20 protein-coding genes are annotated in these 25,467 nt (G+C 45.8%); 2 read left to right on the top strand and 18 right to left on the bottom strand.

Features of this window, described 5'->3' with window-relative positions; translation table 11 throughout:
- Positions 1 to 141 precede the first annotated feature (141 nt).
- The gene (locus QNO02_RS06320; RefSeq protein ID WP_036611349.1) at positions 142 to 723 is read right to left on the bottom strand and encodes a TetR/AcrR family transcriptional regulator; all 582 of its coding nucleotides are present in this window, start codon (positions 721 to 723) and stop codon (positions 142 to 144) included.
- A gap of 382 nt (positions 724 to 1,105) precedes the next feature.
- On the opposite strand from QNO02_RS06320, the gene QNO02_RS06315 reads away from it, so the two are divergent.
- The gene (locus tag QNO02_RS06315; RefSeq protein ID WP_289391477.1) at positions 1,106 to 2,320 is read left to right on the top strand and encodes an MGDG synthase family glycosyltransferase; all 1,215 of its coding nucleotides are present in this window, start codon (positions 1,106 to 1,108) and stop codon (positions 2,318 to 2,320) included.
- A 274-nt stretch (positions 2,321 to 2,594) separates the two neighbouring features.
- Here the strand turns inward: QNO02_RS06315 and QNO02_RS06310 are convergent, their stop codons facing one another.
- Both QNO02_RS06310 and thpR read right to left on the bottom strand, forming a co-directional pair.
- Complete coding sequence (locus QNO02_RS06310) at positions 2,595 to 3,452, bottom strand: cell wall hydrolase (protein ID WP_091033869.1); 858 nt, start codon at positions 3,450 to 3,452, stop codon at positions 2,595 to 2,597.
- Between the two features lie 130 nt (positions 3,453 to 3,582).
- Positions 3,583 to 4,185 (bottom strand): RNA 2',3'-cyclic phosphodiesterase, encoded by a 603-nt coding sequence (thpR, locus tag QNO02_RS06305; protein ID WP_249911549.1) that lies wholly within the window; start codon positions 4,183 to 4,185, stop codon positions 3,583 to 3,585.
- Between the two features lie 207 nt (positions 4,186 to 4,392).
- Here thpR and QNO02_RS06300 point away from each other — a divergent pair, with 207 nt between their 5' ends.
- A complete protein-coding gene (locus QNO02_RS06300; RefSeq protein WP_289391476.1) occupies positions 4,393 to 5,349 on the top strand; it encodes a D-2-hydroxyacid dehydrogenase in 957 nt (318 codons plus the stop codon).
- 233 nt (positions 5,350 to 5,582) lie between these two features.
- On the opposite strand, the gene QNO02_RS06295 is transcribed toward QNO02_RS06300, so the two are convergent.
- The 15 genes from QNO02_RS06295 to QNO02_RS06225 all read right to left on the bottom strand — a co-directional run bounded on the left by QNO02_RS06295 (position 5,583) and on the right by QNO02_RS06225 (position 25,463).
- Positions 5,583 to 6,560, bottom strand: coding sequence for a TRM11 family SAM-dependent methyltransferase (locus QNO02_RS06295; RefSeq protein ID WP_289391475.1), 978 nt, complete (start codon positions 6,558 to 6,560; stop codon positions 5,583 to 5,585).
- Positions 6,561 to 6,901: 341 nt separating this feature from the next.
- Positions 6,902 to 8,614, bottom strand: a complete 1,713-nt coding sequence (locus tag QNO02_RS06290) for a methyl-accepting chemotaxis protein (protein WP_289391474.1) — start codon at positions 8,612 to 8,614, stop codon at positions 6,902 to 6,904.
- Between the two features lie 285 nt (positions 8,615 to 8,899).
- Entirely contained in the window at positions 8,900 to 9,925 is a 1,026-nt protein-coding gene (locus QNO02_RS06285; protein ID WP_289391473.1) for an MsnO8 family LLM class oxidoreductase, read from the bottom strand.
- Between the two features lie 21 nt (positions 9,926 to 9,946).
- Entirely contained in the window at positions 9,947 to 11,362 is a 1,416-nt protein-coding gene (locus QNO02_RS06280; RefSeq protein WP_076209597.1) for a deoxyguanosinetriphosphate triphosphohydrolase family protein, read from the bottom strand.
- A 743-nt stretch (positions 11,363 to 12,105) separates the two neighbouring features.
- Positions 12,106 to 13,986 carry a molecular chaperone HtpG gene (gene htpG, locus QNO02_RS06275; RefSeq protein WP_289391472.1) on the bottom strand — a complete coding sequence of 627 codons (1,881 nt, stop codon included), beginning with the start codon at positions 13,984 to 13,986 and terminating at the stop codon, positions 12,106 to 12,108.
- Positions 13,987 to 15,315: 1,329 nt separating this feature from the next.
- On the bottom strand, positions 15,316 to 16,215 hold the full coding sequence (nikC, locus tag QNO02_RS06270; RefSeq protein WP_124117053.1) for a nickel transporter permease: 900 nt from the start codon (positions 16,213 to 16,215) through the stop codon (positions 15,316 to 15,318).
- A gap of 230 nt (positions 16,216 to 16,445) precedes the next feature.
- Positions 16,446 to 17,450: an ABC transporter permease gene (locus QNO02_RS06265; RefSeq protein WP_249911555.1), complete on the bottom strand. Its 1,005-nt coding sequence runs from the start codon at positions 17,448 to 17,450 to the stop codon at positions 16,446 to 16,448.
- Positions 17,451 to 17,625: 175 nt separating this feature from the next.
- Positions 17,626 to 19,275 (bottom strand): ABC transporter substrate-binding protein, encoded by a 1,650-nt coding sequence (locus tag QNO02_RS06260; RefSeq protein ID WP_289392697.1) that lies wholly within the window; start codon positions 19,273 to 19,275, stop codon positions 17,626 to 17,628.
- Positions 19,276 to 20,208: 933 nt separating this feature from the next.
- A complete protein-coding gene (locus QNO02_RS06255) occupies positions 20,209 to 21,147 on the bottom strand; it encodes a glycoside hydrolase family 25 protein (protein WP_289391471.1) in 939 nt (312 codons plus the stop codon).
- Positions 21,148 to 21,398: 251 nt separating this feature from the next.
- Entirely contained in the window at positions 21,399 to 21,896 is a 498-nt protein-coding gene (locus QNO02_RS06250; RefSeq protein WP_289391470.1) for a phage holin family protein, read from the bottom strand.
- A 268-nt stretch (positions 21,897 to 22,164) separates the two neighbouring features.
- Positions 22,165 to 23,202, bottom strand: a complete 1,038-nt coding sequence (locus tag QNO02_RS06245) for a phage tail protein (RefSeq protein WP_289391469.1) — start codon at positions 23,200 to 23,202, stop codon at positions 22,165 to 22,167.
- A complete protein-coding gene (locus tag QNO02_RS06240) occupies positions 23,203 to 23,748 on the bottom strand; it encodes a putative phage tail protein (RefSeq protein ID WP_289391468.1) in 546 nt (181 codons plus the stop codon).
- The gene (locus QNO02_RS06235; protein ID WP_289391467.1) at positions 23,745 to 24,803 is read right to left on the bottom strand and encodes a baseplate J/gp47 family protein; all 1,059 of its coding nucleotides are present in this window, start codon (positions 24,801 to 24,803) and stop codon (positions 23,745 to 23,747) included. Before QNO02_RS06235 ends, QNO02_RS06240 begins: the two co-directional genes overlap by 4 nt.
- Entirely contained in the window at positions 24,796 to 25,209 is a 414-nt protein-coding gene (locus tag QNO02_RS06230; protein WP_289391466.1) for a DUF2634 domain-containing protein, read from the bottom strand. The genes QNO02_RS06235 and QNO02_RS06230 overlap by 8 nt, the downstream gene beginning before the upstream one ends.
- Positions 25,206 to 25,463: a DUF2577 family protein gene (locus QNO02_RS06225; RefSeq protein WP_051447218.1), complete on the bottom strand. Its 258-nt coding sequence runs from the start codon at positions 25,461 to 25,463 to the stop codon at positions 25,206 to 25,208. The genes QNO02_RS06230 and QNO02_RS06225 overlap by 4 nt, the downstream gene beginning before the upstream one ends.
- Between the last annotated feature and the right edge of the window lie 4 nt (positions 25,464 to 25,467).

Below are 25,467 nucleotides of genomic sequence, written 5' to 3'. Positions count from 1 at the left end.
CATTCCAGAAAATATACTGAAACACGAACTGACCACTTTCCTCAAACAGTCACTTTAGGGCAAAAAAACAACCTGTCTTCCGACAAGCCTCCCTGCTTGATACACGTAAAAATCCTTATATTATAGTAGATTAAATTCGGATTACGTTACAGCAGCAATTCCTTCCATTAAGAAAAGGCGAAAGTAAGTCTTAATTTCCTCTTTGCTCAGCGGTTGATGTTGTTTGCTCCAGTCTGAGGTTAATGCAATATACAGGCGAATCATCATAAATGCGACGACTTGCGGATCACAATCTCGAATCTCTCCATTGTCTTTTGCTTTCTCAAGCTCCTTAGCCAGAAAGTCGGAGATTACTTTCTCCACCTTGTCCAAACCTTCCTTGGCCTGCAGCGTTCCAAAGTCCTTCAGCTCCTGAGATAACTTAACAAGCAGATCGTGATCACGACGAAACTCTAACAATGCATCCAGTACTCGAAACAGATTATCGAAAAATGCACTTTCCTGATGTACTTCACGATGCGCGATGTTCTTCATTTCCTGAATCACTTCTACCAGGATCTGATCAAACAATTGTTCCTTATTGGTAAAAAACGTATAGATCGTTCCTTTGCCAACGTTCGCAATCTTGGCGACCTGATCCATCGTCGTTGCTTTGTATCCAAACATGGCAAACGACTGGGCTGCTGCATGAATAACCTGCTGTCTCCTGTCAATCGGAGCCATCATATCCCTCCTTTAAACACATTCATTGTTCAATCGCTCTACATAAATGACCAAAAATACAATTCGGTCATTCGGTCAAAATATACAATACCACCTTAGAAAACAGATTGCAACCCTAACATTTTAAAAATTGTGTTAATATTTTTTAACCTAAATGCAGTGGAAACTCCTTCTGTCGTCGTCTATAGTGTAAGATGACTCAGATAATACGTATATATAATGAAGTTTAGGTTGTCTCATTGTAAGATATATGGTGTAAATATTCATAGAAGAAACATGATTTTGAGCTTCAATGTATATTCATGTAGTAACGCATTCCCTAGCTAGAATAAACAATGAATATCTTCATTTTGAATTAAAACTTATGAATAAAGGTGAACTCATGCGAAAACCAAGAGTGCTCTTATTATCGGAAGGTTTCGGTACCGGTCACACTCAGGCCGCTCATGCGCTGGCACATGGCATCAAAAAAGTCAGTCCACATGTTCACAGTCGTGTCATTGAACTAGGCAAATTTTTGAACCCAACGGTAGCTCCACTAATTTTCTCTGCATATCGAAAGACACTATCGGTTCAACCCAAACTGGTCAGCCTGTTGTACCGCACACAGTACAATAAATCATTAAATGGTTTTACCAAGCTGGCGTTGCACCGAATTTTCTATACACAGACGGCACAGGTTGTATCCCAACTAAAACCCGATGCGGTGATCTGTACCCATCCTTTTCCGAATGCTGTCATCTCCCGGCTCAAACGCCAGGGTCTGAATATCCCGCTCTATACGGTCGTGACGGATTATGACGTGCATGGAACATGGATTAATCCGGAAGTGAACAAATATCTGGTCTCTACCCCTCAGGTCAAAGCATTGCTTGAGATCCGGGGTGTCGATCCCTCCCATATTCAGATCACGGGAATCCCTGTGCATCCAGACTTCTGGGAAGCTGGAGATAAGGTGAAGCTGCGGGAAGAGATGGGGCTTCAGAACATGCCTACGGCGCTGCTTATGGGTGGCGGATGGGGACTTTCGTTTGATGAGGATCATATGAAAGCTCTCACGTCTTGGGCAGATCGTGTTCAATTGGTCTTCTGTCTAGGAAGCAATGAAAAAATGATTGCAAAAATGAAGGAAATGCCTTGCTTCCAACATCCGAATATTCGTATTTTGGGATATACACGGGAAGTAAGCAAACTGATGGATGTATCCGATGTGCTGATTACGAAGCCAGGTGGCATGACATGCACTGAAGCGCTGGCCAAGGGTCTACCAATGTTGTTCATTCCTCCGATTGCAGGTCAAGAGGAAGAAAACTGTGAATACTTTGTACAAGCCGGATACGGCCAGGTCATTCACTCTGCCGACGTGATCACCAATCGTTTCAGACAACTAGTGGAACAGGCATCTACTCAAACTGAAAGCCCGCTGAACGTAGCGCATATTCCAGGTAACCATTCGGTCTATGATCCGAAGTGCTGTGCTCAAGCTGTTCATAATTTATTGTTCCCGACTACGGCCGAAGTCACAACAACCTCCGTGGAGCGCTTCACAGCCGAAATTGCTGCCACGTCCTTGTCAGGTACCAGAATACCATTCTGACGCCTCTATGGGCCTATAGAACAGCTCTCACGAGGTGTTATAGAGGACAAGACAATTGCTCACGATATACAAAGAAGGTTCCCTTCCGAATTTTTGGAAGGGAACCTTCTTTTATTTTCACTAATTCCACCGTATGATTTGGCAGAAAAAAGGGTAATTTAGAGTATAACGATATTTTAAATAACGAAATAAAACTACGATTCAGGCTTTTTCAAGGGCCGTGTGATACACACACAGTTAACTACCCTGCCTGTTTGCAGAATTTACGGGTCGATTACTTGTAAAAAGTATGATGACCGATCGTTTTTACTTTTTTCTGCGAGCGAGCAACTGTCAGATCGTCGGCAAGCGTCAATGATAAGAAATAATACGTATCATCGGCAACTTCCTTCTTCCCGTTCAACGCAGCATTCACTGCTTTGATGCTGTCCTCGTTGGGAACTACACGTTTCATACGTCCGTTCGCTACAGGACTAAACTGGGATTTCTGATAGATGACCTTGTAAATGGTATCGGGAAAATTGGCTGACCGCAGCCGGTTTAAGACAACATTGGCAACTGCCACTTTGCCTTCGTACGGTTCACCTTCCGCTTCTGCCATGACGATTTTTTGCAGCAGATGCAGTTCTTTATCGGACACACTGTATGACCAGGTTGCAAGTTTCGAGTCTTCCTGGTTCAGAAGTTTGGTCCGTGTAAAGTATAGTTTTTGGGGGGGAGTTGTTACAGCAGCGACTTCTTTGGCACGTTTCACTTTGGCCAATTTCAGTGCAGCTTCTTTTTTGGCTTTGGCCGCAGCTACCGCTCTAGCTTTGTTCTTGGCCTTGGCTTCTTGCAGTTCCTGCTCTTCTTGAGCAGTCGTAAGCCAGTTCTTTGCTGGCAGAGATTCAGTCCACGCTACGGTTTGGGCAGACAGATTAGAGGACAGACTTGTCCCATCTTCCATCATACGCCTCTCTTCTTGCGTAGATGTTTGGTTATTTTGCACAGAAGCCGCAAGTTCGGTCATCTGTTTACTATCACTAGCTTCATTCCACTTCCCCGTCGCCTGAACGACATTTACCCCCACTATACATACAAGCAGCACTGATAACATCGGTGCTACCCAACGATTTTTGCTTATAATGTTCATTCGAAGATTCCTCCTGTCGAAACAATTCCCTTAACTAAGTAACCCAAAAAAAAGAATTTGAATAACGATGGCTAATATTACATAGGGATAAACGTTATGTCAATGTGATTTTATGGCATAAAAATGATTATCAGGAAAAAGAGAACGTGTCCAGGACCTCATACATTGGCGATTGGCCCAGCCTTGTCACATAAAGTACAATGTCCTCCACCATCCATGAATTAGCACCTGCGGAATGTTCCGGAAGCACTCCAGATACCCCTTTATTTTCATTACCTGGAAGCTGTCCCAGATATTTTCTGGCAATGGTAATGTGGGGAGCATAAGGTCTTAATTCAGCTTCATACCCAAGGGGCGAAGTCGCCTGCACGATTTGTTTTTGCAATGAAAACAAGTGCTCTAGCTCTCCGCTAACACCTTTCCAAAGCACCTTAGGTGCTTCTTCAAGTCCAAATGTGCCCCAGTCGGAAAGCTGAAGTTCAAACGGCTGAAATCCGCTTGCTGCTGAGCGCAATGCTTTTCGCAGGTGCCCGATGTCACTAACTAACGTATCCCCCAGAAATTGCAAGGTTATATGATAATCTCTATGATCTGTCCATTTACGAAAATCTAGCTTGTTCTGTACAAGCCTCACATCCATCTGAAGAGACTGCTGAACAGCAACAGGAAGACGAATTGCTACAAACAATCTTTCCCGTCGGGATGAATGATCCTGATGTGATTGGTTATTCATTGCATACACCTCTCTAAAGTTCGCTCTATTATTTCATAACTATACATATCGTTTCAAGTTGGGTAAGTATAGAGTGACACAAATATAACCATTTGCAAATAAGGCTAGATTCCTGCATTTCCCACCTTAATGCACATCCAACACCAAATCTGATACACTTTAATTATCAAACTCATCAAACTATTTATCTCAGGAGGACCACACATTATGGGTAAAATTGTATGTTTTCCATCTCTATCCGAAGAACAGCAACAACGCATTCGGAATGCTGCACCGGGATACACCCTGAAATTCGGAAAAGCCAAGGAATTGGACCCCGCTGAGTTGAAAGAAGCTGAGATTATTCTCGGCTGGTCCCCACTCGTCACAGAACATGCATTGAAACAGGACAGCCTGTTGAAGTGGGTTCAGGTCTGGTCTGCTGGTGTGGACAATCTCCCCTTCGCAGATTTGCAACAAAAGAACGTTCAGATCACCAGTGCAAATGGAGTTCACGCGATTCCAATCACCGAAATTATTCTGGGCATGATGTTATCCCACAGTCGCTGGCTGAGACAAGCTATGCTGCATCAACAGCAGGCCGAATGGAAAGCTCCTGCCAAACCACTGCCGGAACTGCATGGCAAAACAGCGGTCATCGTTGGTGTAGGTGAGATCGGTACGGAAACAGCCCGTATTCTCAAAGCACTCGGCATGCGCACGATCGGAGTTCGCCGCTCAGGTAAGGATGTCCCCAATGTGGACCAAATGTACGACATGACCGGTTTACATGAAGCCTTGAGCCAGGGCGATTATGTAATTAACATTTTACCGCTAACCGATGAAACCAAACATATATATGATCAAACTGCATTTGAGCAGTTCCGATCCGGTGCCTGCTTCGTCAATGTAGGCCGTGGCCCCAGTGTGAAAACGGAAGCGTTGCTGAATGCACTCCAAAACGGCCAAGTTGCCTTCGCCGCACTGGACGTGTTCGAAGAAGAACCTCTTCCTGCAGACCACCCGCTATGGGGCATGGATAACGTGTTAATTACGCCTCACATCGCAGGAAGTACAGAGCAATACGCGGATCGAGCAGTCGGTATTTTCGTCAAAAATCTGGAAGCTTACGTCGCTGGCGATACCCTGCCGGTGAACCTTGTGGATTATAGTCATAAATATTAACACAAACACCCGTTCCCATGCAATATTGTGCAAATCAGATCAACGATATACATTGAACTAAAAAGATTTAGACTTACAACTCCGATGACAGAACAACCTTCCGATCACTGTTATTCCCAGATTTTTCTGTCCTCTACGTTCTAGTGTAAACGGTTAGTTCAATGGATATGTAAGCAATAAAAAAATCTACCTCTGGAAATTTCCCTAGAGGTAGATTTTTTTGTTTTTCACGCTTACATACATAGCCAAATATGACGTATAAACGTGCCTTTATGTACTGTTCGGTACTCTTTTACAGTCCATCCCGCTTCCAACAAGTGCTCTTCTACCCACTCTGTGGAAACAATCACTGCCCGTTTTGCCAATATGCGCAAACTTTCCAGCATGGCTCGTTGCTCAGCATCCGGAAGTACAGAGCAGAGATTATAAGGCATGTCCAGAATTGCTGCATCATACAAATCTTGCAGCTCATTCATATCCCCCAGTGTGATTCGATCTGAATCATATCCATAATGCGGCAGATTGATTCGCGCACCTCGGACAGCCAGCGGATTGAGATCGTTACCTTTTGCGTCAATTCCCATGGATAAAGCCTCAATCACAACCGTTCCCATACCGCAGCATGGATCAAGCAAGCGATGGTTTTCTACTCTCGGAACAGCAATATTAACCAGCGCTCTCGCAAGCGTGATGCCAAATCCAGTCGAGTAGTTTTGCGGCTTCTGCCTATGAATTTGCCAAGATCGATCCGCTTCTGTCCACTGGCCCAAGATCCATTTTTCTCCTGTTCGGATTAGGCCGAAAGTCACCTTAGGTTGTTTCATCTGTGCCTTGCCCTTAATGCACATGCCGATTTCTTTTTCCAGTTGACGAGACTGTGCATAATCAGGGGTATGATCCCCTTCTTTCAGACAAATCACCTTAAATGTCTCTTCTGGCAACAGCTGAATCTCTTTGGCAAGAGGAAGCAGATCAGTCACGCTGCTCCCTTCGCCGATCACGTCCAGTCTGCCATGGATAAAAGGACTGCGTCCAGGTGGAATACATCGTTCAGACCACACATACGACCCCATATCCATACGGATCTCCAAACTCGGTTCAAGCAGCGTATTCAGTTCCAGCATGCATAATTCCTGCTCGTTCTCGTGGCAAGCAAAAGTGTAGAGGTGTTTCCCAGAAGTAGCGTATATACCAAGTGTTTCATCAGGCAAAATCCCCCTCTCCTTCCTTCATTAATCATGTTTCTTCTATATAAATAGTAAGCCCATTGAAGACATATCAAATACGACTCATATGTTTGCTTCAGGTAGTCATTGTATACAATGTTAGGCTCCTAGACAACTATCCATTTCCTTACACGTATCTAATTGGAAAGAAAAAAAAGTAAGGTGTTCCCATTGTTTAGGAACACCTTACTTTTTTTTGAGATTGTAGCATTGGAAACCTAATATTCTTGCCAGCAAACGTTATAGGCCAACAGCTCATATATCATACTGATTTCTCACCAATCGCCGCCTGCGTGATTCCAGCTTCTTCTATTATAAGAAGAAGGTTATATTTTTAATTTTTCAATGGATGTAAGCAAATCTTCCGATAATTCTTTCAGACTTTGAATGTTGCCGCTAATCGTTTCCATGGAACTTACCTGCTCTTCCGCCGATGCAGAAACTTCTTCCACACTCGCTGCCGATTGTTCCGAAACAGCGGAAATCTGCTGACTGAAATCATTCATTCGTCCGCTTGCTTCCTGCATGCCTGCCAGTCCATCTGTCATCGTGCTGATGACACCAACCATGCCTTCCACCGATTCGTTAATTGTATGGAAGAGTTGACCTGAAGCAAGCACATGTTCCTGACCCAGTTCGGTCTCCTGAACGCCCGTACGTAATTCCGCAACCACCCCTTGTGACTCCTGCTGGATATCCTCGGTAATCGCCGTGATCTCTTCGACCGAAGTCTGCACAGCCTCAGATAACTTCCGCACTTCTGATGCCACTACAGCGAATCCGCGTCCACTCTCTCCCGCACGTGCTGCCTCAATGGAGGCATTCAATGCGAGCAGATTGGTTTGGCGTGCAATGTCATGAATGACTTGAACCAGTTTGGAAATATCTTCATTTTTACGATTCAACCGTTCCATTTTGTCCATGGAAGCCGAGACCGAACCGGAAATCTGTTGCATCTGCTGCACCGACTGTTCCATCGCCTTGCGACCATTCAGCCCTTGTTTCAGTACAAGATCCGACATGACGCGCAGCTGGCTGCCTTGTTCCGTATGATTTTGAATGTGATCATTCAACGCTTCAACTGTCCGGGCTGATTCCACGGCTGTCTCTGCCTGGCTCTCTGCGGCCTTGGCTGACTCTTCCATGGTCACAGCAATTTGGCGACTACCAATCTTAACCTCTTCTGAGGATATTGCCAGTTCCCCACTTTGCAGATTGACAGCTTCCGCAATTCGTCTGACGCTCAGAACCATGGAAGTCAGGTTACCTTTCATGTCATTCACCGCTTTGGCCAGAACACCGACTTCATCCTCATGTTTGGTATGTATGTCCTGAACATTCAATTGGCCTTCTGCAATCAGTTTCACCGCACTAATGACACGTAGCAGTGGTTTCACGACCTGTGAACGGATAATCGGAATGCTGATCGCTGTAATGACAATCATGACAAGAACGCCAATAATGATGATTAATCTACCATCCTGCACCGATCTGATTGTTTGGGCCGCCGCAAGATTGGACTGTTCCTGATTATATTCCACGAGATAATCTAGATCGACTTGCATGGTGTCAAAGGAATCAGCACCTTTATCAGATACTTCCTTCGCCAGCTGTGTCTGACCCTCATCACTCAGCTTGATCGATTGCGTATTAATCTTGAGATATGCTTCCCATTTGTTCTTGAACGCAGTCCAGTGTTCGAGCTCATCCGCAGACTTCTCTTGCTGATCATAGATTTTAATCGCCTGTGTCGTTTCACGAATATACTTGGTACGCTCTTCTGACAAAAATGCCTTGTCTGTTTCATCCGCGTCAAAGTGACGATAACTCAGTGACAGGACATGCTCTGTGGTATAATTTAACCGATTAATTTGCTGGATTGATGGCATCCAATTGTTCGTAATTTCGTTAGTATTGGTTTCAATTGAATTCATCCGGGTGACAATCGTGACACTCAAAATAATTAAACAGAGGATTAACAAGTAGAACGCGATGCTGATACGCAGACCGATACTCTTGATCTTGAATCTGCTGAACATATGATTTCCCCCTTGACCTCTTCGGTCATCCCGAATTCAGGTGCTTTTGTCATTGTTTTCCCCTTCTTTTGACCTCTTGTCAAAAGAACTTATCTATATTATATCGATAGGAAAATAGACGTAAAGTATTATAACATTATTTTGTCATTAAGATGCTTGGTTTTGTAAAAGATTGTTGAATCTTGACAAAGTCCAAACCGAAGAGCTGCAGCATACGGTAAAGTCCCGATCTGCAGCTCTTCGGTTTGTTCGGATTTCAACGGCTAACATCATAAAGTGATCAGCCTATTTCAGTATTGCTGTCTTATGCTCAGCCAGCAATCGATATGAATCCAACCTGCGCTCATAATCTGGTCCTGCCGTAACCAGAAGCAACCTCTCCGTATCCAGCCTGTTACTCACCTGTTGCAATCGCGCCCATACCTGCTCAGCTGTACCTGCATAATGCCGCACCGAATCATTATGATCAATAACGGCTGCATCATTCGTCTTAGAGACCGCGATACCACTTGAATTCGACTCGGTTGAATGTTCTTTCCCATCCAGCTTGCGCCTCTCCGCCATGTCACGACTCCAGTCCAAAGCATCCGTCTCTGACTCGGCACACAATACGCTGACTGCCACCATAACTTCAGGCTCCTTCATCGTTGCACTAGGCATAAATCCTTCTCGGTATCGCCTTACAGCCTCTGTACCATCGGCATCACTCATGAATTGACCAAAGACATATCCCATGCCAAACCGTGCCGCAAATTCTGCACTCTTCACGTTAGTTCCCAACATCCAGAGTGATAACGGAAGCTTGGGAATCGGACGAGCTGTCACGGGATGATCCTCGTACATGTAGCGGTCTTCGAGCAGTTCCGTGAGTGCTGCGAGCGATTCAGGCAGCTTGGACACATGCTGCAAGTAATTGCCACTGAGTGCCATCGTGGCATGAGGTCCACCGCCAGGAGCACGTCCGAGCCCAAGCTCAATGCGCCCCGGATAGAGCGCAGCCAGCAGGCGGAACGACTCCGCAACCTTGAGCGGGCTATAATGCGGCAACAAGACCGCACCAGAGCCAAGCTGGATCGTTGTTGTCCTTGCTCCGATGTGCGATAACAGTACTTCGGGAGAGGCCGATGCCAATTCAGCCATATCATGATGCTCTGACGTCCAGTATCGTACGTATCCCCAAGCCTCGGCATGTTGCGCAAGTGTCACCGATTGTTGAAGTGCCTGTTCCGCTGTGGCATCGTTTAACCTTGGAACAAGGTCAAGTACGCCCAGACTGAACGTCTCACTCATTCGCTTAGCCACGCGTCTCATCTCCCTTTATATCGGTTAATTTTAATCCAGATCGTAGATCGAACCCACCTTCAGACCGTAGAGTTCATTATATATTTTCTCGGCAAATGCATCCGTCATTCCTGCGATATAATCGATCACCATGTGCTCCCAAGTCCAGATCGGCTGGGCTTTGGCTTGATCCTTCTCATACCGCTGCAGCCAGTCGGATGGAATAATGGATTTGGACGTTTCCGGATCGAGGAATGCATCCCATAATCGCTTAATCATCCACTCACTGCGCTTCTGTAGCCGCTGTACACGCAGGTCACGAATCATGGTCACCCAGGCAAAACTCTTGAGCACACTCACCGTACGCAGCATATCAAGGTCTTCAGCCCCTTCACGGACAAAAGTTACCTTCTTCCAGTCACCGTCGTCAATAACGCCCAGGCTGCCTACAAAAAAGCTCACCCAGTAGGCTTTCACCTCACGACGGGTACGCGAGTAATCATGCTCGCAGAACGGCATCTTCTCATTCCAGATGCGCAGGAACGAAGCGAGGACCTCTTCTACCTTTTGCCCAATCGCTTCTCGGGTCCATCCGTTCCAGAACAGATCCTCCAGCGTTGTAATTTTATCCACAATCAATCGATTCACATGCGGATCTTGCAGGAAATGCTCATGTACTTCAATTTTGCCTGCTTTGATGCCATCCTCCAGGTCATGTGAGGAGTAAGCAATATCGTCGCAAAGGTCCATCAACTGTGCTTCCAGCGTCTTCTTGCCTGCCGGCACGTTCCAGCGGTCACGAATCTCCCGAATATATTGCCACTCATGATGATACATGCCTTTTTTGCTCTCTGTCCCAGGGTACGGATATTTGTTTATCCCTAGTAATACCGCATCAGACAGGTTTAGTCCGTCGATATCTTCACGCTTCTCCAAGTGCATAATGAGACGGAAGTTATGCGCATTGCCTTCAAAATGCTCGTATTTCCGTTTTAACTCGGCACGGACTTCAGACTCCACCTTGGGAACTTTGGCACTGCGGCTTTTTTTCATGATTTTCTTAGCCTCGGTGTTAATGAGGTCATCCAGAATACCATCTAATACTTCTTCACCTTTATGTCCAAACGGCGGGTGACCAAAATCATGTGCGATTGCAGCGCACTCCACCACTTCTGAATCAATAATAAGGCCGGGGTTGTCCGCACGGTCCCAGTCTACCTCAGGAAAACGGCGAATCAAACTTCGGGCAGCCTCTCGTGCAATCTGTGCCACCTCCAGGGAATGGGTCAAGCGAGTACGATAATAATCACCCGTTCCTGCGCCAAACACCTGCGATTTGCCCTGTAACCGACGGAAGGTCGGTGAATGAATGAGTCTGGAATAGTCCCGTTCATACGCTGCACGAGATCCATCCAATTTGGTTAATTCAGGATATTGTCTATGTTCTCTCAGATCGTTCCATTGCATGGGGATCACTCCTAGCCGACTGTCTCTATTTTGAGTGATTATACACAACATCTGTGGTTTCGAAAAGTAAAACCTGTCTGCGATTGTCATCTCTTCTTACATCAACTTGTAATGAACAGTCATCTTCTCTTATTATACCCTGCCAGACTATCATCCGTGCATCTAAATGACAATGATTCATATTGAACTCATTATTCACATATGCTCGCTCCCATAGCAGAACAACCATAAGTACTCACTGTGCCAACAGGTGGCCGTTCCGGTTACGGATCGTTCTTATGATCGCTGTTGTCTCCAGGTTTTCTGAATTCCCTTTAAAAAGGAAGAAATTCGGGAATAGCGTATGCTTCCGATGCAGCTTTCTTACAGAAAGCTTTCAGGCGAACGCTTCGCTTCTTCAGAATCGATTCCGTCCCCTTCACTACTTTTGCTGTACTTAAAATACATAATGGTATTCACCAGTTATCTCGCTAAAATTGGAGTGAAGATCAAGTTCAACTTATAATAATATCATCATTTGCTTCAATGATAGTCTGTCTCCCCCGCGCCCTCCCCGTTGTGGGTAAAAACAAAAAAACCGACAGGACTGAAACGCCCTGTCGGGGTGGAGATGGTGGGTGCAACGGTATTTTGTAGTTTCCAAGCCATATAAGCACTGCGCCTTGGACCCGGAAACTGCATGGAACATTCCATCACTTTTGATTAAGTGCACCGTTATTCCATCACTGCGATATTGCGGAAGTTTACACCATAACCTTACAGATATCGTTGGTGAACTCTACTGGATCTTGAATTGGCAATCCTTCGATTAACAATGCCTGATGGTACAGCAGGCTAGTGTAGAGGTTCAGTTTTTCCTGATCTTGCGCGAAAGCGTCTTTCAACGATTTGAAAACATCGTGATTCACGTTGATTTCCAGCACTTTGTCGGCTTGTACGTTTTCGCTGTTTGGCATAGCTTTCAAGATTTTCTCCATTTCAATCGTCAATTCACCTTCAGTGGACAAACATACCGGGTGGCTTCTGAGACGTTTGGAAGCTTTAACCGCTTTGACTTTGCCGGCCAATTGAGCTTGCATCGCTTCAAACAACTCTTTGTTGTCGTTGTCCTGAGCGTCCGTTTCTTCTTTGTCCGCGCTATCTTCGATACCCAGGTCACCACTGGAGATGGATTTGAATTCTTTCTCCTTGTAGTTCGTGATCATCTTGATTGCGAACTCGTCGATGTCATCAGTAAAGTACAATACTTCGTACCCTTTCTCAAGAACACCCTCGATCTGTGGCAGCTTCTCAATACGGCTAATGGATTCACCAGATGCATAGTAGATGTACTTCTGATCTTCCGGCATTCTGGAGACGTATTCGTCCAGGCTAACGAGTTTGCTCTCTTTGGAAGACGTGAACAACAGCAGATCCTGCAATGTATCCTTATTCACACCATAGTCGCTGTATACACCATATTTCAACTGACGTCCAAACGCTTGGTAGAACTTCTCGTAGTTCTCACGCTCGTCCTTCAACAGGCTTTGCAGTTGGCTCTTGATTTTGTTCTTAATGTTCTTCGCGATCAGGCTAAGCTGACGGTCATGTTGCAACATCTCACGGGAAATATTCAGGGATAGATCTTCGGAATCCACCATACCTTTTACAAATCCGAAGTAATCTGGCAACAGATCCCCGCATTTATCCATGATCAATACACCGTTGGAGTATAACTCAAGGCCTTTTTCATACTCTTTCGTATAGTAGTCAAACGGCGTATTCTCCGGAATAAACAGGATTGCATTGTATACCACTGCGCCATCTGCGCTGATGTGCAGGTGTTTGAGCGGTTTGTCAAAACCGTAGCGTTTTTCCATATAGAAGTTATTGTAATCTTCTTCGGTCAGTTCGCTTTTATTTTTACGCCAGATCGGCACCATGCTGTTCACGGTTTGTTCTTCTTGGTATTCCTCGAATTCGTTCTCCGTGCCCTCTTTCGGACGTTGACCCGTTACATCCATCTTGATTGGGTAGCGAATGAAGTCGGAGTATTTCTTGATGATGGATCTCAGGCGGTACTCTTCCAAAAATTCGTCATACGAATCTTCTTCGGTATTTCCTTTGATCGTCAGGACGATCTCTGTACCTACAGAATCTTTCTCAGCTGGTGTGATCGTGTAACCATCCGCGCCTTCGGACTCCCATTTCCAAGCCTCGTCGCTGCCCAGCGTTTTACTTGTTACGGTCAGCTTGTCCGCCACCATAAATGCCGAGTAGAAACCAACCCCGAATTGTCCAATGATGTTGTGACCGTCTTTTGCTTCATTTTCTTTCTTGAACGCCAGGGAGCCACTCTTCGCGATAACCCCCAGGTTGTTCTCCAGCTCTTCCTGCGTCATCCCAATTCCGGTATCTGTCAGTGTGAGGGTGCGGTTTTCTTTGTCGATCGTGAGCTTGATGAAGTAGTCCTCTTTGTTGAAAACGAGCGAATCGTCCGTCAGTGCTCTGTAATAAATTTTATCAATGGCGTCACTGGAGTTGGAGATCAATTCTCTCAAAAAGATTTCTCTTTGGGTGTAAATGGAGTTGATCATCATATCCAGCAAACGTTTGGATTCAGCCTGGAATTCTTTTTTAGCCATGAGTGGTTTGACTCCTTTCAAATTTGGATATCGAATGATTTGATTGAAAATAGAAAGTAACTGAGATAATCCTGCGGCCATCAGTAGACTCAAAAACCTTTGATCGCTCTAGTCCAAAGATATTGTGCTTCACTTCTAACTGGCTCATTGTAAAAATAAGTGCACGACATTCTGCAATGTAGCCGTTCCGGTTACGAATCGTTTTTCGGATCGCTGTTATCCCCGTATTTCTTTGATTCCCTTTTAAAAAGGGAGAAATCCGGTGATAAAGGCGAACGCTTCGCTTCCTCCAAATCGATTTCGTCCCCTGCACTACTTTTGCATCTGATCAGCGACTGATTTTTAGGATAGAGATCATCAATGAAGTGATATCTTTTATTAAACGTGGAATGCCGCGTCAGGTCTGTTGTGCCCCTTTGGGCTTCGCATGTCTGACTCAGGTTCAATATCTATTTTCAAAAACAGAACCATTCCATATGTAGGCGTATAGTAAAAATATCATTTGTTAGCACTCTAATGATCGGAGTGCTAAACCCTTCCTTTTATATAACATATGGGAAAATTGGGTGTCAATACGCAGGCGGTTATTTTAACAAAAAGATCGAATAACCCTTCAATTTTTGCACATCACCAATTATTTTACCGTAATCCCGCAGGTAAAACAAAAGCCGCCTCGAACCAAAGTTCGAACCGGCATGGTGAAAGATTATAATGTGTCTGTTGATATAGTAGATAGCGTTAAAACATATTTCATCTAATGTACCTTGGAGTATCCTCGACCTTACTGTGTCGAGACTGATGTATGGGTACGTTGGGATATTAGTATGTTGGTACCTTGGTATTGTGGTTGCTTGAATGTCCTGAACAGCATGGTAGTTACGCGCTAACGAACCTCAGAGGCGTAAAATAGCCTTTTTAGGATGAATTTATTATCTAACGAATTGTAGACACGCTATTGCTCGCCTTTAGCCAACCTTTCGAGAATTTCCTCAGGCTTTTCACATAATATCGTGTGTGAAGTTCGTTAGATTGGGAAATTGTCTGGAAATCGTAAAATAAGGGCTCCCGGGTTCTTTAGAGTTGAAGGAGAAGTTAGCGTAACAGCTACAAATAGGATTATGTCTAAAAATTAGCACATGCGATTAGTTTTAGAGTTAGCGATGGCGCGTATGCTGCGTTACAGAAAAAGTTAGGGTTGCAGAGCTAGGGTTTCAAATCAAAGTTACAGCTTGAGTTCGAGCTTGGGTTATAGGTTACGGTTACGGTTACGATTTGATTTTGATTTTGAGTTTGAGCAGAAGTTAGTGTTACGGTTAGAGTTTGAGAATTCTACTTTTTCGCCATTTTCGGATCAAGGGTATCGCGTAGTCCATCGCCCATGAGGTTGAAGCCGAGAACGGTTAACATAATTGAAACGCCGGGGAAAATCAGTGTCCACGGGGCTTTTTGTATAAACTGACGGGAGTCCGACAGCATTTTGCCCCATTCCGGGTCGGGTGGTTGTGCACCCATACCTAGAAATCCGAGTGCAGCGGCCTCAATGATCGCCGTTCCAATTCCAAGTGTACCTTGCACGATCAGAGGAGTAAGGCTGTTGGGCAAGATGTGGCGAAACAAGATTCGCCCGTTGCCCGCTCCGAGTGTCCGTGCCGACGTAATGAATTCCTCCTGTCTCAAGCTGAGTACCCGTGAACGCACCAATCTTCCGTAGGTCGGGATGTTCACGATGGCGATGGCGAGCAGTGCATTTTGCAAAGACGGGCCCAATATCGCCACAATGGCGATGGCTAGTAAAATCCCCGGAAAGGCGAGCAAGATATCAAATAGACGCGAGATAAGCATGTCCGCCCATTTTCCATAAAATCCTGCAATTAAACCAAGCAACGTGCCCGCGATAATAGATCCAATGACGGAGAAAAAGCCCACCCACAAGGAAATACGCGCCCCGTGCAGCACTCTGGAAAACACGTCACGCCCCAGATCATCGGTACCAAACCAATGCTCTGCCGAAGGAGCCTGAAGCCGATCCACCAGCACCTGTTCCTTGTAATCGTAAGGTGCGATGTAGGGCGCAAGGAAGGCCAACAGGATAAAAAATACGATAATAATCAGACCAGCAAGCGCAAGCCGATTTTTCCGAAACGTTCTCCACGCTTCCCGCCATGGACCGGATGTGCTCGCCGACGCAGCGTCAATGGATGGTCCGGTATTGGTCGATAATTTGGCCATGCGGCGTCTCCTTTCTTGGATATGAATATAACAAAAGATCAACGAGTTCTATTACACTCAAGCACTACGATTGCAGTATCATCTTCTGATCGCTGTTATCCCCAGATTATATTGATCCACCTATTTAAAGGTGAAAATTCGATGATAAATGTGCAGCCTATGCTTCCGATGTAGCTTTCTTTTAGAAAGCTTTTAGCTTCGCTTCTGCAGTGTGGTTCTTGATGGAGTTCCTATTTATAACTAATACGAGGATCAAACACGGCGTAGAGCAAATCTACAATCAGATTGATCACCACGAAAAAAAACGCCACGATCAGAATGCCACTCTGGATCACCGGATAGTCCCGCGAACTAATCGCTTCATATATATAACGTCCCACACCAGGCCAGGCAAAGATCGTTTCGGTCAACACCGCACCCCCAAGCAGCGATCCGGTCTGGATGCCGATAACCGTAAGCACGGGTATAAACGCATTTTTGAGTGCATGTCCATATACAACAAAAAATGGCCCCAGCCCCTTCGCCTTCGCTGTACGAATGTAATCGGAACTCATCACTTCCAGCATGCTGGAACGAGTCATCCGGGCAATAACGGCCATCGGGATCGTACCGAGCGCAATACTTGGGAGTAACAAATGTTTGGTTACGGTCCACAACTGATCCCAGCGTCCGGCAATCATCGTATCCAGCACATACAAGCCCGTAATGGCTTCCACCGGATCACGTGCATTCATTCGTCCAATGGAAGGCAGCCACTGCAACTTGTTCGCAAACAGCCATTGTTCCATCAGACCCAGCCAGAAGATCGGCATGGATACACCCACCAAAGCAATGACCATACAGCAATAATCAAACCAGGAGTTGTGCTTCCATGCACTGACAATCCCGGCATTCACCCCAATAATGACAGCAAACAACATACTTGCCATCGTTAATTCAAGGGTTGCTGTCAGATAAGGCACAATTTCCTGGGCAATAGGCACCTTGGTGCGGATGGACGTTCCCAGGTCTCCTTTGAGCAAATCGCCCAAGTAGGCGAAATATTGCTGGAACCAGGGTTTATCCAGACCGAGCTGGTCCCGAAGGGCCTGCTTGGATTGTTCGGTTGCCTTTTGCCCAAGTATGGTCTCGGCCGGATCACCCGGAATCGCGTGGATGATGGAAAAGACGATCAGGGTCATGCCCAGCAGTACGGGCAGCAACACAAGCACACGTTTGACAATATAGCTGTTCAATCCTGTTCACCTGCCTTCGACAAATCGTGCAAAAATAAAAAGCGCCGGCAGACACGCATGCTTTGGATAGTTACGTCCAGATGTGGGTTCTGCCAAGCATTTCGTCTCACCAGCGCTTTGATAGAAAGAATGGTTAATGCGTTAGATGCATATTCAGATTCAACTTCCCTCTACGCTATTCGAAGTAGGCCCCGGCATAGGATTCACTACCCAGCGGAGATGGTACAAAACCTTTCAGGTTTGATTTACCCGCCAGAATTGGGGTGGTATGCACAAGTGGAATCCACGGTGCGTCTTCCTTGATAATTGCCTGCGCTTGTTTGTAAAGCTCGGCACGTTTCTCCTGATCTGTTTCTTTCTGCGCATCGGTCAGCAACACATGCAACTCTTCGTTGACATAGAAGCTGCGGTTATTGCCCGGAATGGCGTCTTTGTCCAGCAAAGTGTACAGGAAGTTATCCGGATCCCCGTTGTCACCCGTCCAGCCGAGCATGTAGATATCATCTTTCTCCCCGGCCTTGGCATCATCCAGATACGTCGCCCATTCCGGGGATTCGATGTTTGTAGTCACACCAATTTTCTCAAAATCAGCCTGGATCGCTTCCGCTACCTTCTTGCCATCAGGCATATACGGGCGGGATACCGGCATTGCATAGAAGGTTACCGGATCAGGCAATCCGTCAGGGAATCCAGCTTCGGCGAGTAGAGCTTTTGCTTTTTCCAGATCATATGGGTAATCCTCAATGGTATCGTTGTATCCCCACAGCGTTGGCGGCATCGGGTTCACGGCAGGCTCAGCTTGTCCAGCAAAGAACGCATCAATGAGGGCCTGCTTGTTCACCGCATGGTTGAGGGCTTGTCTGACTTTGACATTATCAAATGGTTTCTTCTTGAAGTTAAAGCCGATATACGCCACATTGAACGGTGGACGCTCGATCTTCTGCAACTCGCTGTTGCCTTCAAGGATGGACAGATCGTCCGGGTTCAGATCTTCCATGACATCAATCTCGCCGTTTTGTAGGGCATTGAAACGAGCCGTGTTATCCGGAATGGAACGCACGATCACTTTGTTCAGCTTTGGCAGTCCTTCTTTCCAATAATCCGCGTTTTTCTCCAGGGTGATGGAGTCGTTACGCTTCCACTCTTTGAATACAAATGGGCCCGTGCCCACAGGCTCGCTCTTGAAGTTTTCTTTTTTCTCCTGAATCGCGGTTGGGCTGGCAATGCCAAATGGCGTCATCGCAATATTTTGCAGGAAAGGCGCTTGTGGTTGGTTCAATGTGAACTCCACCGTAGTCTCGTCCGTCGCCTTCACTTCCTTGATCACACGTCCGTCCTCTGGACCAAACATGGAATCGTAATAATCGAAGGAATCTCCTTCGAATTTATATTCACTCGCCGGATCACCCCAGCGGTTAAAATTGAACACAACAGCCTCCGCATTGAAGTCAGTTCCATCATGGAATTTCACACCGGACTTCAGCTTAAACACATACTTGAGTCCATCCGCCGAAATCTCCCAGCTCTCTGCTAGTCCAGGAACGACTTCTGTTCCACCTTCCTTGTAGTCCAGCAACGAATCAAACACCTGATGTCCAATCTTCAGCGACTCTCCATCGGTCACAATCGCCGGGTCGAGTGCGACGGAATCCCCACCACGCCCCATAATCATCGTATCTTGCGCTTCCGTCACTTCGGCTGGCGGCTCGCTGCCTTCCGCGGGAGCAGGCGAATTCCCAGCCCCCTCATTGCTTGAGCAGCCTGACAACACCAAGACGGTGCTCAAAGCCAGAGTCAAAAAACCGGACATCCATTTCTTTCTCATTCGCATACGTACAACACCCTTCCCTGTCTCATAATGTGTGTGATGCTGGCATGAAAGATCTCCAATGTTGGCAATCGGTTTGGTGCTATGTATCATATAAAAGGCTTTAGATGCCTGTGATACCTGAATTAATGTTCTGGGAAAAGTACGGCATGGATGAAATGTAAACACAGCATGGGACACGTATGGAATACAGGTAAATTTCAGATCGTGCACATGGATTGAGGACGTCGTTTGATTACTTTTATAGAAAATGAAAAAGGTTCAACAACGTATCTTGTGAGATGAATCTATGAAATCGAATGAAATTGTTGCGTTTTATTTGAACTAAGGTCAATAAGTAACAGTGAGTGGGTATGGACTGGTAAGAGCAAGTTTAAGTTGGTAGATTAAAGATACTGATAGGCATATGGATACTACGCTGCTGGCTACGCAATAAAGTCTGTTCCTTGAGCGTATCGTGTTGAGCATGGAGTGTGGAGACCGGATTAGGTATCGTTATCGTTCGTAAGCATTACGGATGAAAGAAACTCAACATAGACTAGGTTGTTTGATGAATCGTGTAAGTTGTTTAAATCGGTGGCTTTCTCTTGCAGATTGGATAAGTAAAATGTATGAACGAGTCATCTTGAGATGTTGGATTGTACAACAGGGAGACATTACAATAACTTCATATGTTATGGTTTTGTCATGATGAGGAGGATTGTGTAAATAAACTGTGGTGAAAAACAATTTCGTGTAACTTACTTTACATCACATTAATCAATTAGACAAGAGATTTACAGACATAAGTCTTCAACTTTATTATATGCGTTAATATTACTTACACAAAACACAAAAAAGGAACACAGTTCGACAAAAATCGTCTCGTGTCCCTTCTCCACTCCATCCACATTCAGATAAGATCACCATTTTAATTTGCTAAGAATCTGCTCACTTTTTAAATAAACCTCTGCGATGCATCACGGTAATAAAACGGTAAAAATCATAACTTGCCCCATTATCGATACTGAACAATGGATTTTTGGTGTCATATGCAAGTGCTGCATCCACAGCTGCTTTCGCCCATACTGGAACTTCCATTTGCTGACGCGCCTGCAGTTTATCAACCTGGGATTTGAGCGCGTCAAACGCTGCTTTCTCTTCGGCTGTCATCGGTTCGCCCCCTTTCGGTGGTTCGGTTGGTGGATTCGGATTACTTGGATTGGAAGGCTCCGGTGGTTTCGGAGTAGCTGCTGCGTATCTTGCTCTAAGCTCTGCCGCTGTTCCCTCGAATTCATTCATATCCACGTTGCCACTAATGCCATTCACCTTGCCTGAATCCGTATACTGCCAGAACGTCCAACGCTTCCATGCCGGCTGGTCGTCCGGTACACGAGTGTTGCTGTAACGCGCGATCCACAGATCGTATGAGCTGAGTGATGTGTCAAAATTCCCGGCAAATGAATTGCCCGTGTATAGGATCGGTTTTACACCTGTCAGACGTTGTAATTCGGTCAAAAAAGCTTTGGCAACTGTATTCATCTGCGCTTTGCTCAGGTTGCCAGGGTTGTTTTCGTAATCCATGACGGGTGGAAGTTGTAGCGCTTTGGCGCCTCCCACTTTGTTAAGTGTATTGGCATAATGTGCCGCCTCTGCCTTGGCACCATCGGTAGATGTCGCGCGGAAGAAATGGTACGTTCCGACCAGCATGCCCGCTGCCAGTGCACCTGTTACATTTTTCTGGTAATTTGGATCGGTATATGTCTGTCCCTCAGTCGCCTTGATGAATACAAATGTCATGCCACTTGCCTTCACCTTCGCCCAGTCAATATTGCCCTGGTATCGGGAGACGTCAATGCCCTGTGTGTTGCCCGAACTTCTCGTTTGCATGTTTCTCACACCCTTTATGCGGCAAATTGCCGTTTGTATCAGCATTTTACATCATTCGATTCAAGCGTTCCCAGGTACAAGTATAGACAGATTAGAGCATTCTGATCTATACATTGCTGATTGGATGTCACTCTCTGGATTGATGCAAAATGCTCCTATAGTTAATGCGGTTGGATTAGGGGTTGCTTGTGTGCGTGTCCCTGATGTGTTTGAGATATGTGTAGTTTCAAGTGCTAGCTTGCTATAGTGCATTACTTCTTACTATCTCCAGTCTGTGAATCTATGTCATCTGGATCTGCCTGTGAAAAAGAATCTTTGGCACTCGGGGAGAAGTTACCGGGGAGTTCCCCGGTTCCCCCTTTGCCCTTGAGCACTTCAATTGCCTGTCTAATCACAGGCGGAATCGGAGCGCCCAACTTGCCCCCGTTTTCGATAATGGACAATAACTCATTTGCGATATAAAAAAAGGCGACCGCATCCCTGAACAAATGTCCGTCTCCCAGAACACCGTCCACCAGATGAGCCACCGATACCATTGCAAATATAAATACCTTTCGTGCGATGCCGAACATGCCTACGTTACTTTCTAATTTCCCACTCATACCCGCCGCCGCGATACCAGTTAGGTAGTCGAGGATGACGAATACGAGTAATACACCGAGCACGCCTGACCAGCCTCCGAAGAAGTAGGTTACCGAGCTGCTCATGAGTGCAATTCCCCATTTCCATAGGGTATCCCATCGTTCCATGGTTTCACCTCAATTAATCTTTAAGTTTCTTTAGTATTCTTCTTCTCTCAAACGTAACAAGCAAAGTTTCCAATTAATCAACCCAAACAGTACTTCCCTGTTCAAAATAAAAGTTAAGTATAATATAATCTATCAACTTTACAATACAAAAATTAACTTATAAATAATCCCCAAAAAAGGTTTCAACTTCCTAATACATAATTATGTTTTTCCTCTCTGTCACAATTCGAAACCAATATTGAAACTGAAATTGAACTACTTAAAAACTTCATCGAATTACCCCACCACCAAAAGTAAGTTCCGAACCTTGTAGCTGTGAATCTGATTTTGATACTACGGATCCACCAACGACATACAAAGCTAGATAGTTATTACTACCTGTGTTTTTCTCAGCATACACATGGCTAATTAAATCCACATATAGCGCATAATATTTGTTGCTAATTTTATTTTCAATAAGGGCTACATTAGAAGCACTGCGTATGAAAACACCAATACCAGTATCACTAGTTGCCTGTTCAAATTTACAATTGCTCAACCGTACATATTTACATAGTTCAATTTGAAAAGAAGTGCCTCGAGTGTTGATTACATCAAATCCGTATATCTCGACTTCGACTGAGCAATTATTTAAATAGCAGCTGCCTATTGTCACTTCGTTGGAAGCGTTCAAATAAATTCTACCTATACCTGACTTTCCAGATATTATAATCTGCTCCGGATAGTTTCCTTTATTCACTCTTACATAAACTCTGTGGTTTATAACTTCAGGTAGGATTGAAATAGCCTTAGCTATAGTTTTGAAAGCCTGGGCAGGAGATAAGCCTGTATTACCATCATATCCTGTACTAGCATTAACATAATATGTCAAGTTTTCAGTAGATGTCGTTGGACCTGCAGCCACTGGAGTCCATATGATTCCATTATAATATTCCATCTTTCCAGCTTTGATTCGCAAGCCATGCGTTTCCGAACTATTAACTATTGAGTCGGCATGAACATCAATTGCATAATTTGTAGCAATCCTCGCATCCCTAACCGCCTTCTCCGTTGCCGCCACCGTCTCGGACGTGCCATCCGTCTTACTAGACAACTGCACCTTACCTTTCTGCGTCAAAGACGCTTCAGGAACATCAATCTCACCCACCGCTTCACGAAGTTCCTCTAAATCTTGCTTAGTCGCTACACCCTCATCAACCTTCTCCCAGTTCTGATCCAAATACTTGTCCAGATCAAAATAGGTCGTCGATGGCGAGGATCGGTCAATCTTATTCAATCCCAAATTTGGTGTTTTTGGTTCATTCATCTATGCTCCACCTCCTGCAAATTTATCCTGCCGGGTCTGTTCAATCTCATCCAGCGTCATGCTTTCAACTTCCGAAATCGTCAAATACCGTAGACGGTATTCCACGGTCATATGTGCCGGTTTAATATCCTCAATCGCCGCCTTCAGATCGTCCAGATTGGGCGGTAATCCCCATGTGTCGATGAAGCGAATTCGGATCAAGTATTCCTCAGGCGATACGGATACATCAATCCCGCCACTTTCGTACGCCTGCGCCACGTTCTTGAGCATGGAGCCAGAGACTTTGCCGCTGCCGCGCATTTTGGAAATGATTACGGATCTCCGCTGGTCGTCTGGCTTGGCTTGATTCGTCGGAATCTGCAAATCCCGCTCATAACGTTCCAATGCCCAGGTCGCAGACTCCGGGTAGAATTGATCCAGAACACTTTCCAAACCCACCGTAAGCTTGTCCAGCTCAACACCTTCGGTCTCCGTAAGAAGCTGCATCTCCAGCACATTTTCATACAATGGGGGCAAAAGATTCATTAATGCCTCTGCTTTACTCATGTCACCTTCACCGTCCCAAGAACGGCTACTGCGCCGGGGGCAATCTCCAGATTGTACATCCCACCATTCACCAGCAGATCGCTATAATCGATCACAGGTGGGATATCCAGAATGACATTGGCAATACGTGTCCAACGAACCAAAGGATCTGCAAATGCCAGTTCTTTCAGATACGCCGTAACTCCCGTTTCAATCAGTGTCTTCACGCCCTCATACGTTGAACCGGAAGCAAGCGTAACCTGTACCTCCACATCAATATGCACCTCTTCCGCCCCCACCACTGTGACCACGGGCCCGATTGGAGCTGCACCTTCACCCATTCCATCCTGGGATGGATCGATATATTCCTGCACCGCCTTAATAACCGCATCAGCAGGTGTTTTCATTTCATTATTCAGCAATGCCACCTTGACTGTACCTGGCCCGTCCCATAGTGGAAAAGCCTTCGCTTTGCCAACCCCGGAGTTTTCCCGTGCCCATAGCTCATACTGATATTTGTTGGCACTCGTGACCGGACGGGAAACTTTATCCTGATAACGATCATATAAGGCCTGATCCGTTTCCTCGTCTTCTCCAGGAACCAGCAACTGTGTCAATTCAGCCGTCGTCAAGCCGGCAATATAATCGATAGGCAGTAGTGCCCCCGTATATTCATTACCTTCCGCTCCCGCGACCTCACATTCCAACACATATTGCCCTGCCGCGATGCGTTCCACAACAACATACACCCGATCCCCAGTGGAAAAACGACTCTCCAAAGGAACCTCAACAGGCTTACCTTCGTTATCCCGAAAACTCCCAACCCAACGTGCCTTCGTGGCCGCTTTCCGACTAATGCCAGACCAAGCCACCGCGCGATCCAGATACTCTCCAGATGCTGTATCCGCAAACTTCAGGTTGGCGTTCACATCCAGCTCGATATACATCTGAGCCATTTCCACAGCCGCAGGCGCAAGCGCATCATAGATAATGCTGCCTTCACGTTTATCCACACCATCTGGTACCCTATCCAGCATTCGGTTTAAAATAACTTCAAACGTCTGCTCTTCATACATTCATGTTCACCTCCGTCTCTTCCCTGAAGCTGCCAAAATCCGTTTCCACGGTAAAAGAAACCCGTACCCCGTCAGCCTCGTGGACAAAATCGAACTCGGTTACATCCGAAATGCGATCATCCGGAAGCAATGCTTCGCGAATCCAGCGTTCCAGTTCCGATTCAACCATGGATCTCCCGGCCATTCCTTCCCAGGACCATTCCATACCGTAATCCGAGGAATAGATTAGATGCTCGTAGCGGCGTGTGGACAACGCTTTATACACCGCCTGTTTTACCGCATCTTTTCCATCCAGTTGCAATCTTCCAATTCGTTGTCCCGAAGCTTGAAATACATACGTCAGACTCGGAAGCACAGCAGCTTCTTCCAGATCTTCTGCACTAATCTGCGCACCTTGTGGAATCATGGATTCACCAGCCGATCCAGCACAACAAAGCTGTCTCCACCTTGAACACGTAATAACAAAACATGGTCACCCACGGTCCAAGCTTTGTTCACTACGGATTCTGGCAGTACCAGAAAAGGTTCAGCCAATGCCAGCCGTTGTTCAACGGTGATCTCCAGAGGCTGTGTATTCGTCACACTTCCGTACATTATCTGAACGGGAGACTTGGCATCTACAGCGGCCACCGCCGCCTTTTTAATCACGTCCAGCATCATTTAT

The sequence above is a fragment of the Paenibacillus sp. PK1-4R genome, from assembly GCF_030369595.1.
GTDB lineage: Bacteria > Bacillota > Bacilli > Paenibacillales > Paenibacillaceae > Paenibacillus.
This window is presented reverse-complemented; position numbering and strand designations above follow the sequence as displayed.